19 protein-coding genes and 1 tRNA gene are annotated in these 12330 nt (G+C 57.3%); 13 read left to right on the top strand and 7 right to left on the bottom strand.

Annotated elements, in window-relative coordinates:
- The first annotated feature begins 9 nt into the window (after nucleotides 1-9).
- Nucleotides 10-267, top strand: coding sequence for an ogr/Delta-like zinc finger family protein (locus V8J63_RS06390; protein WP_064392752.1), 258 nt, complete (start codon nucleotides 10-12; stop codon nucleotides 265-267).
- A 55-nt stretch (nucleotides 268-322) separates the two neighbouring features.
- On the opposite strand, the gene V8J63_RS06385 is transcribed toward V8J63_RS06390, so the two are convergent.
- Both V8J63_RS06385 and V8J63_RS06380 read right to left on the bottom strand, forming a co-directional pair.
- Nucleotides 323-508 (bottom strand): hypothetical protein, encoded by a 186-nt coding sequence (locus tag V8J63_RS06385; protein ID WP_130929242.1) that lies wholly within the window; start codon nucleotides 506-508, stop codon nucleotides 323-325.
- 102 nt (nucleotides 509-610) lie between these two features.
- Nucleotides 611-958 carry a helix-turn-helix domain-containing protein gene (locus V8J63_RS06380; protein ID WP_227974493.1) on the bottom strand — a complete coding sequence of 116 codons (348 nt, stop codon included), beginning with the start codon at nucleotides 956-958 and terminating at the stop codon, nucleotides 611-613.
- Between the two features lie 92 nt (nucleotides 959-1050).
- On the opposite strand from V8J63_RS06380, the gene V8J63_RS06375 reads away from it, so the two are divergent.
- The 9 genes from V8J63_RS06375 (at nucleotide 1051) to V8J63_RS06335 (ending at nucleotide 7303) form a co-directional block, all read left to right on the top strand.
- Nucleotides 1051-1251 (top strand): DNA-binding protein, encoded by a 201-nt coding sequence (locus V8J63_RS06375; protein WP_336463775.1) that lies wholly within the window; start codon nucleotides 1051-1053, stop codon nucleotides 1249-1251.
- A gap of 29 nt (nucleotides 1252-1280) precedes the next feature.
- A complete protein-coding gene (locus V8J63_RS06370; RefSeq protein WP_336463774.1) occupies nucleotides 1281-1754 on the top strand; it encodes a YmfL family putative regulatory protein in 474 nt (157 codons plus the stop codon).
- A complete protein-coding gene (locus tag V8J63_RS06365; protein WP_336463773.1) occupies nucleotides 1751-2116 on the top strand; it encodes a hypothetical protein in 366 nt (121 codons plus the stop codon). Before V8J63_RS06370 ends, V8J63_RS06365 begins: the two co-directional genes overlap by 4 nt.
- 75 nt (nucleotides 2117-2191) lie before the next feature.
- Nucleotides 2192-2425: a hypothetical protein gene (locus V8J63_RS06360; RefSeq protein ID WP_064392761.1), complete on the top strand. Its 234-nt coding sequence runs from the start codon at nucleotides 2192-2194 to the stop codon at nucleotides 2423-2425.
- 2 nt (nucleotides 2426-2427) lie between these two features.
- The gene (locus V8J63_RS06355) at nucleotides 2428-5226 is read left to right on the top strand and encodes a toprim domain-containing protein (protein WP_336463772.1); all 2799 of its coding nucleotides are present in this window, start codon (nucleotides 2428-2430) and stop codon (nucleotides 5224-5226) included.
- Between the two features lie 15 nt (nucleotides 5227-5241).
- Nucleotides 5242-5535 carry a hypothetical protein gene (locus V8J63_RS06350; RefSeq protein ID WP_336463771.1) on the top strand — a complete coding sequence of 98 codons (294 nt, stop codon included), beginning with the start codon at nucleotides 5242-5244 and terminating at the stop codon, nucleotides 5533-5535.
- A gap of 65 nt (nucleotides 5536-5600) precedes the next feature.
- Nucleotides 5601-5852, top strand: coding sequence for a hypothetical protein (locus V8J63_RS06345; RefSeq protein WP_336463770.1), 252 nt, complete (start codon nucleotides 5601-5603; stop codon nucleotides 5850-5852).
- A complete protein-coding gene (locus V8J63_RS06340) occupies nucleotides 5842-6012 on the top strand; it encodes a hypothetical protein (RefSeq protein ID WP_178081155.1) in 171 nt (56 codons plus the stop codon). The genes V8J63_RS06345 and V8J63_RS06340 overlap by 11 nt, the downstream gene beginning before the upstream one ends.
- Nucleotides 6013-6118: 106 nt before the next feature.
- Entirely contained in the window at nucleotides 6119-7303 is a 1185-nt protein-coding gene (locus V8J63_RS06335; protein ID WP_336463769.1) for an Arm DNA-binding domain-containing protein, read from the top strand.
- On the opposite strand, the gene V8J63_RS06330 is transcribed toward V8J63_RS06335, so the two are convergent.
- From V8J63_RS06330 to V8J63_RS06310, 5 genes are all read right to left on the bottom strand, one after another.
- The gene (locus tag V8J63_RS06330) at nucleotides 7287-7535 is read right to left on the bottom strand and encodes a hypothetical protein (RefSeq protein WP_336463768.1); all 249 of its coding nucleotides are present in this window, start codon (nucleotides 7533-7535) and stop codon (nucleotides 7287-7289) included. The two genes, V8J63_RS06335 and V8J63_RS06330, sit on opposite strands and share 17 nt — an antisense overlap.
- Complete coding sequence (locus V8J63_RS06325; protein ID WP_336463767.1) at nucleotides 7532-7789, bottom strand: hypothetical protein; 258 nt, start codon at nucleotides 7787-7789, stop codon at nucleotides 7532-7534. Before V8J63_RS06325 ends, V8J63_RS06330 begins: the two co-directional genes overlap by 4 nt.
- Nucleotides 7774-8097 (bottom strand): hypothetical protein, encoded by a 324-nt coding sequence (locus V8J63_RS06320; RefSeq protein ID WP_110645142.1) that lies wholly within the window; start codon nucleotides 8095-8097, stop codon nucleotides 7774-7776. Before V8J63_RS06320 ends, V8J63_RS06325 begins: the two co-directional genes overlap by 16 nt.
- Before the next feature lie 672 nt (nucleotides 8098-8769).
- Nucleotides 8770-8988 (bottom strand): hypothetical protein, encoded by a 219-nt coding sequence (locus V8J63_RS06315; RefSeq protein ID WP_336463766.1) that lies wholly within the window; start codon nucleotides 8986-8988, stop codon nucleotides 8770-8772.
- A 205-nt stretch (nucleotides 8989-9193) separates the two neighbouring features.
- A tRNA-Ser gene (locus V8J63_RS06310) sits at nucleotides 9194-9283 on the bottom strand.
- A 296-nt stretch (nucleotides 9284-9579) separates the two neighbouring features.
- On the opposite strand from V8J63_RS06310, the gene V8J63_RS06305 reads away from it, so the two are divergent.
- The 3 genes from V8J63_RS06305 (at nucleotide 9580) to V8J63_RS06295 (ending at nucleotide 12317) form a co-directional block, all read left to right on the top strand.
- Nucleotides 9580-10269 carry a crotonase/enoyl-CoA hydratase family protein gene (locus V8J63_RS06305; protein ID WP_016773796.1) on the top strand — a complete coding sequence of 230 codons (690 nt, stop codon included), beginning with the start codon at nucleotides 9580-9582 and terminating at the stop codon, nucleotides 10267-10269.
- A gap of 221 nt (nucleotides 10270-10490) precedes the next feature.
- Complete coding sequence (locus V8J63_RS06300; protein ID WP_122747083.1) at nucleotides 10491-11213, top strand: lysophospholipid acyltransferase family protein; 723 nt, start codon at nucleotides 10491-10493, stop codon at nucleotides 11211-11213.
- Nucleotides 11214-11345: 132 nt separating this feature from the next.
- Complete coding sequence (locus tag V8J63_RS06295) at nucleotides 11346-12317, top strand: magnesium and cobalt transport protein CorA (RefSeq protein WP_122612025.1); 972 nt, start codon at nucleotides 11346-11348, stop codon at nucleotides 12315-12317.
- The last annotated feature ends 13 nt before the right edge of the window (nucleotides 12318-12330 follow it).

Here is a 12330-nt window from a genome sequence, read left to right as displayed (position 1 = left end):
AGGGACATAATGAGAGTTGTATGCAATTGCGGACACAAGGGCCGGATTGCCTCGCGAGAAGAGGTAACCAGAGCCTTTGTAAAACTGTACTGCCAATGCCTGGACGCAAAGTGTGGGCACACATGGGTGGCAAATCTGACGTTTTCACACACGCTCAGCCCGTCATCTCAGACGTTCGAACGGATGCTGATCGATCGCTTACGCGAGATGCCCAGAGCGAAGCAGCGGGAGCTTTTCGAACAGTTGGGATCGCAGGCGGTGGCGTAGCTACAAATCGCCGACGTACGAGCGCCGGCGATCGGGATCATTCAAAGAATGACGGTCAGCCCTCTGCGCTCTCCTTTGGGTTGATTGCCAGTATCTCGGCCACGCGGCGAACTTGCTGCTGTTCTACGCGGCTCAGCCGGCGATACAGATCGATCAGTCGACGCTCGATGTCCGTGAGTACGGCAATTTCCGACCCGGCTTGTTCGAGGTTGATTTGATCGTTCTTCTTGCGATCCAACATTCTAACTTCTCCATAAAGTGCATTGCTGAACGGACTTTATGGGGGGTGGGCAAGTGCATTGGAATAAGAGTTACCCCAATGACTGTGTGGGTTTGTTGCGATTTAAGACCGATGCCGAGCTGCGTCGTCTGCCATGGCTTCAAGAAATCGACGAATCGCTTTTTGGTCATCGTCAGAAATCGTTCTGAATTGCTTGATTAACAGTTCTTCTGAAGGGCTAAAGAGCTGACCCAGCGGAGTGGAACGCCTTCCAGTGAGTACATACGCCGCATCTACGCCCTTCTCTTCAAGAGCGGTTACATATCGAAGATCTAAGGAACTCGCTCCCAATTCGTAGTTTTTTTGCGTACCCCTACTAACCCCGAGTAGGACGCCGAAATCTGTTTGATTCAACCCCAAGCGCTCGCGCTCTTCCCTGAGGCGTTCACCGACACGATCCGCTATGAGCATTTTTTTAGTCACCACCATTGACTTGATCATTTTTTTGACCAAGAATCACCACAGACAAACGCAAACAAACACAAACGAACAGAGGGAACACTATGCCCGCCACCGTTACGCACGAGCAAGCCCGGGCGGCTCTCGATCGAAAGGGACTAAGCATCGCGGAATTCAGTCGGAAGCATGGACTGAACAAAAATTTAGTCAGCGACCTATTGAACGGTCGGATCAAAGGTCGCCGAGGGGAGGCACATCGAGCTGCCGTTCTCCTGCGGATAAAAGACGGCGTGATTGAACAGTAATAGCGGCGCTCCACAGGGAAAAGTAGAAGTTGAAAAGTCCAATCCTAGACACCCGTAAAGAAGTCATGAGCGAGATCATCCGCAGCTATAACGGCGGACGTGAGGCAGCAGCAGCACGCCTAGGTCTGAAGCTTAAAAAATTCGACAACCATGCCTACGAAAATGCAGGTTGCAGTCCCCTGACTGATACCCAAGTTTTCATGCTCGAGCAGGACTGTGGAACGAACCACTTTCCCAACTACATTGCCTCGATGTATGGCGGATTGTTCGTGCCGATGGCTGATCCTGAAACGCTGGACAACGTCGAACTTTACGCACGCTCCGTTCAAGTTTCTGCCAAGCGAGGTTGCGTTGATCAAGCAATCGCCGCCGCTCTTGAAGACGGATCGATCAGTGATGAAGAAGCCGAATTCATCATGGACGCGCATAACCTCCACGTAGCAGCCAGACACGCAGAAGTGCTGGCCGCAATCGCTCTCTACCGTGCAGGAAAAGCTCAATGAACAATCTGTCTGCAGTACCCGAATATCAAGATGTTCTGCAGAACGCTGCGCTGTCGTTCCTTGAGCGTCACCACTGCGAACACCTGAGCGACGACCAGCAACTGTTCAGCCGGGCCGTTCAATTCCTGGTTGCAGACTACGACGTGAAAACGCAGGTCGCTGAAAAGATCGTCCATCTGGCGGGCACCACGATGGTCGCGGTACGCGATCGGCAACGCTTGAACATCCAGAGCAGCACGTCGACGCATACCGTAATCGTTGATCCGGCCACCGGCAGACAGTGGGCCATACCGGTCAGCGTCATCTATGAGCGAATCATCAACGCGCCAGACATCGGCCGCTTTCGCTTAGCAAACTCGTAACACCAACCCTCAAACCAACGCCTGTCCCGCATCCCGTGGGTTTGGGTGATCTGCGCCCAAAATCGAGGTTTCAAGATGGGAAACGCCGTAATTCTGACCACCCAGCTGCCACCCGCAGAAGCCGAAGCGCTGCTGGCTGCGATGCGCGAGCAGTACCGCTTGAGCCTCAACGACTACTGGTACGCGGATGAATACCGGTACGTCCCGCAAGAAAAACGGCACAGCTCGATTCTCGAAAGAACTCCGGTGATGGCGGCACAGAAACGCCTGATGGCCGCCCTCTCCCTCAGCCTCAAAGCAGTGAAGTAACCATGAAAGAAGATCTCCGCCACGACGTGCTGCAACGCCTCCAGTTCGACTTCGGACTCAAGCACCGAGTGGGCACCGATTACATGCGCGGGGGCACCTGCCCCAAGTGCAAGAAAAAGGAGTTGTATTCACGGTTCGATACGCCATGGATCGTGATTTGTGGACGTCCTGAAAAGTGCGGCCACGCCTTGCACGTGAAAGAGCTGTACGACGATCTGTTTGAAGACTGGAGTAAGCGTGCGCCGGCGACGGACCAGCACCCTAATGCCACTGCCCGGGCTTATCTGGAGTTCGCTCGAGGCTTTCGGTTCGAACTGATCCAAGGTTGGTTCACACAAGAGAGCTTCTATTCGCCTGAACACAACGCCGGCAGCGCCACGGTGCGTTTTGCTCTGGAAAAAGGCGGCTGGTGGGAACGCCTGATCGATCAGCCGCACCGTTTCGGCAAGATGAAGGCGCGTTTCAAATCCAAGGACAGCTATCGCGGCGTTTGGTGGTGCCCGCCCTGCGTCGACCTGCTTGAGGTCAAGGAGCTGTGGATTGTCGAAGGCATCTTCGATGCTATCGCCCTGGTGCATAACGACATCGCGGCGGTGTCGGCTATGTCGTCCAACGCGTTCCCTGCGGACTCGCTCAAAGCCCTCATCAAGACCCGCGAGGGCGGCAAGCTGCCCAAGTTGGTATGGGCGCTGGACAACGAACCGAGCGCCAACGCCTACACCCGACGTTGGGTCCGCGATGCCCGCGCGTTGGGTTTCGTCTGCGATTCAGCACTGATTCCGCAACGCGACGGACGCAAGGCTGATTGGAACGACATGCACCAGCGCTGGAGCTTTATTCAGGACGACGCCAAGCGCGCCGAGCAGATTGCTACGGATCTCAAACAGGCTCGCCACCAGGGTGCGCTGCTGCTGGCTGAGAGCGCAGCGGAAAAAGCCTTGCTGATGTACGACTGGAACAAACGCGGCGAATTTCACCTGGGCTTTGGCAACCGTTTGTACTGGTTCAAGTTGGACATGGAGAAGTTCAACCGCGCCATGTCCGACATCGAGGACAGCGAGAACCATGACGATCAATTGCTTAACCAGGCGCAACAGCGCGAAAAGGCACTGCAGCAGTCCGGCAGCGTCGTGGAGATTGCCAACTGCTACCCGCAAGCCTTGTATTTCCAGCGCAACGAAGTCACCGACGAGTCCTGGTATTACCTGCGCGTGGATTTCCCGCATGACTCCGAGAGTGTGAAAAACACCTTCACCAGCGGTCAGCTGTCTGCGGCCAGTGAATTCAAGAAACGCCTGCTCGGCATGGCGGCCGGCGCCATGTTCACCGGCAGCGGCCAGCAACTCGACAAGCTGATGAAGGATCAGCTGTTTGGCATCAAAACCGTATCGACCATCGACTACGTCGGCTACAGCAAGGAATACGCCTGCTACGTCTACGGCGACCTCGCCATCAAGGACGGCACCACTTACAAGGTCAACAGCGAAGACTATTTCGAGTTCGGCAAGCTGCGCCTGAAAACGCTGCAGAAAGGCGTACCAATCAAGCTGCAGCGCGATGGCAAAGACTTCAACGAAAAGTGGGTACAGTTGCTGTGGACCTGTTTCGGCGCCCAGGGCTTCGTCGCACTGGTGTTCTTTTTCGGCTCGCTGTTTTGCGAACAGATCCGCGCGCGGTACCAGTCTTTCCCTTTTCTGGAAGCCACCGGTGAAGCGGGCGCGGGTAAAACCACCCTGCTCAACCTGCTGTGGAAACTGCTCGGCCGCGAAGGTTATGAGGGTTTCGACCCGATGAAATCGACCAAGGCCGGGCGTTCTCGCCTGATGGGTCAGGTGTCCGGCATGCCAGTGGTGTTCCTTGAGGCCGACCGCCACAGCGACGATCGGGCGCACGCCAAAACCTTCGAATGGGACGAGCTGAAAGACTTCTACGGCGGCGGCACGCTGGCCACCAAAGGCGTCAAGACAGCGGGCAACGAAACGTATGAACCGCCCTTTCGCGGAACGATCGCGATCAGCCAGAACGCGGCGGTGGTCGCTCACGAAGCGATCATGACGCGCATCGTCAAGTTGCACTTCGTGCGTCCGATCGTCACGCCGGAGAGCCGTGCGGCCGCTGATCAGTTGAACGCATTGGACGGCAACACCCTCAGCCACTTTCTGTTGCGCGCTGTGGGCAAGGAGTCTGCTGTGCTTGAGCTGTTTGCTCAGCGCATGCCCGAACACGAAGCCAAGCTGCGCCGTCTGCACACACACTGTTTTGCCTGCGGTACGGCTTACACCAGTGACCAAGGCAACTGCAGCAGTTGCGGCTACGACCTGCGCGGTTACATCCGCGTGGAGCGCATCAGCAAGAACCACGCGCAATTGTTGTCGCTGCTGGATGGCCTGCGCCTGGTGCTGAAACTCAGTGATCCGCAGGTCGCTGCCACGCAGCGGCAGATCGTGCGGATGGCCATTGAGCGCCAAGCCTCGATCAGCTCCGACCATCCGGCCGTCGCCGAATTTTGGGAAGTCTACGACTACCTCGAATCCTTGAGCGAAGACCCAGTGGTCGACCACAGCAGTGATCCGACGGTGATTGCTATCAACCTCAACGAATTCTGCGAGCGAGCCGCCGAGCACAAACAGAAGCTGGCTGACGTGGCTACGTTGCGCGACCTGCTCAAGGAGTCGCGCTCGCGCAAATTTCTCGACAGCAACAAGGCCGTGCACAGCGCCGTGCGTGCCGCCTTCAATCACCGCAACCCTGTTTCCCAACCCCGGCCGACCACGGTCAAGTGCTGGACATTCAAGGCGTAAAGGAGAGCAAGACCGATGCAGATCCAAGTGTTTATGGGCCATGCCGGCGACGGCCACACCAACAAGCTCCAGTCGGTGCAAGACCGTTTGGATTTGGCGGGGCGACGCGCGCCGATCATTCAGGCCGGTGCTTACGCAGAGGACGGTTTGTTGCAGATGCTGGAAGTTCGAGCCGCCGCTGGCCAGCGCGAAATCCTCGTGGACGACTGCAGCCGGCAACAGATTTTGCGGGTGTTGGAATGGCAGTCATGTGTTGAACACGAGCCGCGTTTCGACGGCCTGGTGATCCACCTGGCACGTAAGGACTGAGGAAAAAAAACAGTGTCGAGGAGTTGCAGCTCCTCGACACCCGACTACAACTGAGGACCCTAACCATGCAAGCACAGAACCACAGCAGCAGCGGCGCGAAGGCTACCACACCGGCGCGGCACCTGGTGGCCACCGCGATTATCGGCGCCGCCGTTATCGGCTACCTGGTGCACAAAACCCCCGAGGCCCGCACGCGCCTGGAAAGCCTAAGCCAAATGGCCAGTCGCTTGGGCGATCTGAGCGCGACGGATGCCGGCGTGATTAGTCAACTACTCGCCCGCCCCGTCACACAGGGAGACTCGCGCCATGTCCAGTGACCCAGCCGTAACACCGGTGCGCCGATTTCCCTGGAACATCGATTACACCAGCGTGTGCGATCAGTGCGGCAAGTGGCGCGCCCAGGGCAATCACGATAAATGCAGCCGCCGGCGTCAGCGGCTGAATGCTCATCTGCGCCATCCCAAGCCCAAGGCATAGGCCGCGTCCACCAGAAGACGCACCCGCAGATACTTGGCCCGGAAACGGGCCTTTTTGTTTCCGATCGTCAGACTGTCGACATACGAGTACAGCGTTAGGGGTTTACATGAGTGGGGTCGAAGCTCGCGGAAAGTCCGTGAGAATCTATTTTCAATACAACGGGGAAAAGTGCCGGGAAGCGATCCCGGGCGGCAACACACCGGCGAACGTGGCGCAGGCCCGGCGCCTGGTCGACATCATCGAATACGAAATACAGACCGGCACCTTTGACTATGCGCGGCACTTTCCGCATTCCTCCAGGCTGGTGGAAAACACCTTTGGCCATTACCTGGACCTGTGGCTGAAGATCAAGGCCAACAGCGTCGCCGCCTCCAGCTACCGCGGTTACGCCAACAAGGCCGAAGTACATGTGCGTCCGCGCTGGGGCAAGGTGCAGATCAACCACATCGATCACTTGGACCTGCAGGAATGGATTCAGGACACGCTGTCGAAGACGCTTAAGAACAAGACCATCCGCGACATCATCAGCAACGTGCGCCAGGTGTTTCGCTTGTACCGCACGCGGATGAAAGTCGCGCATGACCCAACCGAGGGGTTGATGGTGCGTTTGCCCGATCCCGAAGCGCCGGATCCGTTCACCCGCGCGGAAATCAGCCAGATCCTCACCACCCCGACACATCGCACTCAGGAACTGCTGATGGTGCAGTTCATGTTATGGGCAGGCCCTCGGGTATCGGAAACGATCGCCCTGGCCTGGGAGGACGTCGACCTGGCGCAAGGCACCGTGACCTTTCGCCGGTCGAAGGTGCGCGGCGCTTATCGGGTGACAAAAACCCGCCGATCGACGCGGCGGGTGCGCCTGCTGGCCCCGGCATGGGATGCCCTGCGCAAGATCGATGCGCTAAACCGCAACCGAAAAGCGGAAACCGTGGAGGTGGTCGAGCGAGACAACAAGACGGTGCGAAAACACAAACTGCACTTTGTGTTCCTCAACACCCAAACCGGCTTGCCGCATGCCAACGACTTCGTGGTACGCGATCGCTTTTTCAAGGCGCACTTGCTCGCCGCCGGCGTGCGTTATCGGGGACCGGGGCAATGCCGGCACACCTATGCCAGTCAGCTGCTGACCACCGGCGTGGCATCAATCGACTGGATCGCCGAGCAGATGGGACATACCAACGGCAACATGATCCGTCAGCACTACGGAACGTGGATCAATGAAGACGGCCCGGATGTGGTGGGGATGCTGCAAATGGCGTTGAAGCTGACGCCGGTCACAGCTCCACACTAAAACCCCGCAGGCCGACGTTTTCGGCAAAGCGCCCCACAGCGGTCGAACTGGCCCAGGTGCGCAGTCGCTCACGCCGTGAGCGCACCGGCACCCAGCGTGCGCCGCTGCCGCCTAAAAGAATCGACAGGCCCCAATCGGGGCCACCTTCAATCTTGGCGACCATGCAGTCGCGCACCGCATGTTGCTCCACCAGGGCGCGCAATACGTTTTCGTGAATGCCTTCGCCGATCATCTATTCAGTTCCCGCTGACGCGCCTGTAAAGCGCGGTCGAATATGAGGTACAGCCCTTCGATGGCCCCGAGGTTGAGTGCTTTCACCGTTTCAATGCCCAGGGTGAAACCTTCAGCTCGGTCGGCGGCGTGCAGCGTGTCGGCCAGGGTGTTTGCCTGGACGATGCCAGCGAGCAACTTCAGCGCTTGCACATGCACAGAACGCGGCAGGTTAAGTGCCGCAAATTCGTCGTCGTCAATCATTGCCATTGCCATCCATTCAGAGTCCCCGGTTGCTCAAGAGCCAAATCGTACTGCTCGACGTCGATCAGCAGCCAGCCGCCGGTGGGTTGGTTAGACCCGTCGATCAAGAACCCCTGCACCATTGTTCCATGCGGCAGCATCACCCGCAGCGCGTTGGCCTCCTTGGGTCCTTGCAGGTAATGCTGCAGTTCAACGCGGACGCGACCGGAGCCCACATGAATGAGGCGCACCGGGCATTCGAGATTGGTTAGCTCGCCCGGCTCCCGCCCCTGATAGCGGGCCAACACGGTGACGGTGGCCAGACCTTCATAAAAGCACATGGGCATCCTTCAAATAATGAGTGGCTGCAGCAAGCCAAGCGGTAGGAGGATGGTAGACCAGTCCTGGGACGTCTGGTTTCCACGGCGCATGAAAAAGGCCCCCACACCTGGGCCAGATGTGGGGGCCGATTGAACATAAACGGCGTTCCATCCACTAGTGGCTAATAGCCGCGATAGGTCATAATTAGTGTTTCGTGCATTTGCGCACTTAAACACGACCGACGGTTACTCCAGTCGCCCCTCTGAATTGAACCAGCCTTTTTCTGGCGCAATCCATTGGTCACGGAGGGGAATTCATGAAATGTATGTGCTGGATTTGTTGGGAAAATGCAGAGCTTCAATATGAAGTGGGGGATTGGCAGGTCATCGACTGTTCTGCCTGTGGCCGCTATTTTATTAGCAGGCAACTCATGCAAAAGAATGTAGGCAAGACGCTCGACGTCAAGGCTACCCGACAGCTCATCGTAGACGCAGTGTGCGCTGGGGTCATCCCGGCGATCAGCGATGGAACGGCTTATTTCACGTCGTCACGTAAGCACATAGTGTGACTCTACGGCCCGAGAAAGCTGGCCAGCCGAATCCATGTCTAGATTGCGACGGTGATCGCTGTCTAAGTTACTGGAGCTCGCGGACTGAACTTTGCGTTTAGACCGCGTGCCGCCAGACCTCCCCTTAAACCTTCCGTAGTCGCATGATCGCGTCTGTGATCGCTGCTGCGTTAGTGTCCAGCGTTGCCAAGGCCACGATTGCGTTATCGGCAACATCATCTGCACCAGCTCCCGATATCCAATGTGTAATCTCTTCTATCGCTGCACCCAGCGCATGCTGGTTGTGCAACAACAGTGTCAGCGCATCGGCAGTGGTGATATTGAAATCTGCATTACTTGGCATGTTGATCGTCCCTGGATCAAAGATTCGGAAGACTGATTTGCGCAGCTAATACAGGGTAGCTCAGGCACTCAATTCTGGAGGCTCATTTCCGCACCGAAATGGCGCATCTGTCCCAGATCTGTCCCATATGCCCATTTTTCGGACACCAAAAACCACAAACCCCTGACTTTCTTTAGGAAAATCAGGGGCTTGCGTTCACTGAATATGGCGGTGAAGGAGAGATTCGAACTCTCGATACAGTTTCCTGTATACACACTTTCCAGGCGTGCTCCTTAAGCCACTCGGACACTTCACCGTATCTCTGCAGACATGTTCTGTCTGTCGAGGCGCGCTAATGTAGTCGAAAGCTTTTCCGATGGCAAACTTTTTTTCAGAATTTTCATGCGCTTAAGAGAGGCCGTTGCGTTCAGCCAGAGCGGGCGATGGCAAACCCGCCAATCTCGGGTAAGCCGCACGCTTCCTTTATAGCAGGCAACACGCGCGCGACGCTGGCCGAAGCGCAAAACGGTGACTGGCAGGTCAGTCACGGCGCTTTACCTGGCCTGCGGCGGTGGGTAACGTCTGCCCATCTTTCTAATAAGGAATAGCGTCATGAGCGAGTTGATTGCCTACCACCTCGAAGACGGTATCGCGACCCTGACCCTGAACAATGGCAAGGTCAACGCGATTTCTCCGGATGTGATTGCGGCGTTTAACGCGGCGCTGGATCAGGCGGTGGCGGATCGCGCGGTGGTGATCATTACCGGGCAGCCGGGGATTCTCTCCGGTGGTTATGACCTGAAGGTGATGACCGCAGGCCCCAAAGAAGCCGTTGCGCTGGTGACGGCCGGTTCGACCCTGGCCCGCCGCCTGCTCTCTCACCCGTTCCCGGTGATCGTTGCTTGCCCGGGACACGCTGTGGCCAAGGGTGCTTTCCTGCTGTTGTCCGCCGATTACCGCATCGGTGTCGACGGCCCGTTCAGCATCGGCCTGAACGAAGTGCAGATCGGCATGACCATGCACCACGCCGGTATCGAGCTGGCGCGTGATCGCTTGCGGCGTTCGGCTTTCCATCGCTCCGTGATCAATGGCGAGATGTTCGATCCGCAAAGCGCGGTGGACGCGGGCTTCCTCGACAAAGTCGTTGCTGCCGAAGAATTGCAGGGCGCCGCGCTGGCTGCCGCGCGGCAGTTGAAGAAGATCAACATGCTCGCGCACAAGAACACCAAGCTGAAAGTGCGCAAGCAACTGCTGGAAACTCTTGACGACGCCATCCTGCAGGATCAGCAACATCTGGGCTGACCCGTCCAGGATCTGCCGGTAAGTGAATAGCCCGACCCTCGTGTCGGGCTTTTTCTTACGTCACACGTCGAAGATTCGCGGAAAGCTCTAGGACGCGCCTGACAGGCAAGACTGAAACATGCGCTTAAACATCGGCCATCTCCGGACTCTATAGCGGCAATTGCCGAAAACAGTGCACATCCGTACACTGCGCCACCTTTTGTCCCGGTGGGCCTGCAAAAATGCTGTTTGCGTTTCGTATGTTGTTGATGGGCCTGCACTTTATTCTAGCCGGCGTGCTCGGCGTGATCCTTGGACTGTGCCGCCCGTTCAACCCGGACAACAGCCGACTCTGCGCCCGCCTCTACGCTTTGCCGGCGATGTGTATCTTGCGTTTGCGGGTCAGGTCCGAGGTCAACGGCTTGATGAACAAGCCCGACAGTTGCGTGATCATCGCCAACCATCAGTCCAACTACGATCTGTTCGTGTTCGGCAATGTCGTCCCCCGCCGTACCGTGTGTATCGGCAAGAAAAGCCTGAAGTGGGTGCCGTTGTTCGGCCAGTTGTTCTGGCTGGCCGGCAATGTGTTGATCGACCGTGGCAATGCGCACAAGGCGCGGCAGTCGATGCTGACGACCACCCATACCTTGCAGAATGAAGACACCTCGATCTGGGTGTTTCCGGAAGGCACCCGCAACCTCGGTGAAGATTTGTTGCCGTTCAAGAAAGGCGCGTTCCAGATGGCAATTGCCGCCGGCGTGCCGATCGTTCCGGTGTGCGTGAGCAGCTATATAAAACACATGCGCCTGAATCGCTGGCGCAGCGGCAACGTTCTCATACGTTCCTTGCCGGCGATTCCTACAGTCGGATTGACCATGGACGACATGCCCATGCTGATCGAGCGATGCCGCGAGCAGATGCGCGAGTGCATCGAATCGATGGATCGGCAACTGCAAGCCGCGTGAAACAAGACCCGCCCTGTGCGGGTTTTCTTTTGCCGGCTGAACTGTAGAAGTTTCACTGACTCTCAAGCAGCGACACGGCTAAGCTGAAGCCTAGTTTCCCTGCCATCTGCCAAGAAGAAGTGAATCACCACCATGGGTCGAGTTGTTGCTGCTGCGGTGTACAGCGAGGGTAAGAAAGTCTCCAATATTTCGCTGGACGAAGGTGCTGCCTGGGCGGCCAAACCCGGCCACTTCGTCTGGATCGGCCTGGAAGAACCGGACGCACAGGAATTATCCAACCTGCAACGTCAGTTCAACTTGCATGAACTGGCCATCGAAGACGCGCTGGAAAAACACAGCCGACCAAAACTGGAAACCTTTGGTGACGCTCTGTTTATCGTCACCTACTCACCGGTTCGCGAAAACGGCGTTTTGCAGTTCATCGAAACGCATATCTTCGCCGGCAGGGGTTACATCATTACCGCACGCAACGGCCATTCCGCGTCGTACGCCTATGTGCGTCAACGCTGTGAAGCGCGTCCGCTGTTGCTCGAGCACGGAGAGGATTTCGTCCTGTATGCGCTGCTCGATTTCGTCATCGAGAACTATCAGCCGGTGGGCGAAGCGATCCACGCCGAGATCGATGAGCTGGAGCGCAACGTCTTGTGTAGCGCCCTCAACGAGCGTGACATTCAGAAGCTGCACGGTCTGCGCCGTGACGTGGTGCGCTTGCGTCGATATGCGGCGCCGATGGTGGAAATCGGCGAAGAGCTGCAAAAGCTCAGTTTCCCGTTCATCGACAAGAACATGCGCCCGTACTTTCGCGATGTGCAGATTCATGTAACGCGGCAGATGGAAGACCTCAGTACGCTGGCGGACATTGCCAGCCAGACCATCGAGATCGGCGTGTTGCTCGAGGCATCCCGGCAGAGCGTGGTGCAGCGCAAATTTGCAGCGTGGGCGGCGATTCTGGCGTTCCCGACAGCGGTGGCGGGGATTTACGGGATGAACTTCCAGAACATGCCGGAATTGACCTGGCATTACGGTTATTTTGCAGTGCTGGGGTTTATCGCGGTGGGCTGTGTGAGTTTGTGGGCGAGTTTCAAGCGGTCGGGGTGGCTGTAGCCGGGACCGCGTT

It is taken from the genome of Pseudomonas sp. CCNWLW23 (assembly GCF_037095675.1).
Lineage (GTDB): Bacteria > Pseudomonadota > Gammaproteobacteria > Pseudomonadales > Pseudomonadaceae > Aquipseudomonas > Aquipseudomonas atacamensis.
Note: the sequence above shows the minus strand (reverse complement) of the source record. Positions and strands in the feature narration are given on the sequence as shown.

Coding starts and splice junctions, on each gene's coding strand:
- V8J63_RS06345 (WP_336463770.1), top strand. CDS start 5,601: ATGCAAGCACAGAACCACAGCAGCAGCGGCGCGAAGGCTACCACACCG.
- V8J63_RS06305 (WP_016773796.1), top strand. CDS start 9,580: ATGAGCGAGTTGATTGCCTACCACCTCGAAGACGGTATCGCGACCCTG.
- V8J63_RS06380 (WP_227974493.1), bottom strand. CDS start 958: ATGCTCATAGCGGATCGTGTCGGTGAACGCCTCAGGGAAGAGCGCGAG.
- V8J63_RS06315 (WP_336463766.1), bottom strand. CDS start 8,988: ATGCCAAGTAATGCAGATTTCAATATCACCACTGCCGATGCGCTGACA.
- V8J63_RS06325 (WP_336463767.1), bottom strand. CDS start 7,789: ATGGCAATGGCAATGATTGACGACGACGAATTTGCGGCACTTAACCTG.
- V8J63_RS06300 (WP_122747083.1), top strand. CDS start 10,491: ATGCTGTTTGCGTTTCGTATGTTGTTGATGGGCCTGCACTTTATTCTA.
- V8J63_RS06385 (WP_130929242.1), bottom strand. CDS start 508: ATGTTGGATCGCAAGAAGAACGATCAAATCAACCTCGAACAAGCCGGG.
- V8J63_RS06375 (WP_336463775.1), top strand. CDS start 1,051: ATGCCCGCCACCGTTACGCACGAGCAAGCCCGGGCGGCTCTCGATCGA.
- V8J63_RS06335 (WP_336463769.1), top strand. CDS start 6,119: ATGAGTGGGGTCGAAGCTCGCGGAAAGTCCGTGAGAATCTATTTTCAA.
- V8J63_RS06295 (WP_122612025.1), top strand. CDS start 11,346: ATGGGTCGAGTTGTTGCTGCTGCGGTGTACAGCGAGGGTAAGAAAGTC.
- V8J63_RS06320 (WP_110645142.1), bottom strand. CDS start 8,097: ATGTGCTTTTATGAAGGTCTGGCCACCGTCACCGTGTTGGCCCGCTAT.
- V8J63_RS06350 (WP_336463771.1), top strand. CDS start 5,242: ATGCAGATCCAAGTGTTTATGGGCCATGCCGGCGACGGCCACACCAAC.
- V8J63_RS06365 (WP_336463773.1), top strand. CDS start 1,751: ATGAACAATCTGTCTGCAGTACCCGAATATCAAGATGTTCTGCAGAAC.
- V8J63_RS06330 (WP_336463768.1), bottom strand. CDS start 7,535: ATGATCGGCGAAGGCATTCACGAAAACGTATTGCGCGCCCTGGTGGAG.
- V8J63_RS06390 (WP_064392752.1), top strand. CDS start 10: ATGAGAGTTGTATGCAATTGCGGACACAAGGGCCGGATTGCCTCGCGA.
- V8J63_RS06355 (WP_336463772.1), top strand. CDS start 2,428: ATGAAAGAAGATCTCCGCCACGACGTGCTGCAACGCCTCCAGTTCGAC.
- V8J63_RS06340 (WP_178081155.1), top strand. CDS start 5,842: ATGTCCAGTGACCCAGCCGTAACACCGGTGCGCCGATTTCCCTGGAAC.
- V8J63_RS06360 (WP_064392761.1), top strand. CDS start 2,192: ATGGGAAACGCCGTAATTCTGACCACCCAGCTGCCACCCGCAGAAGCC.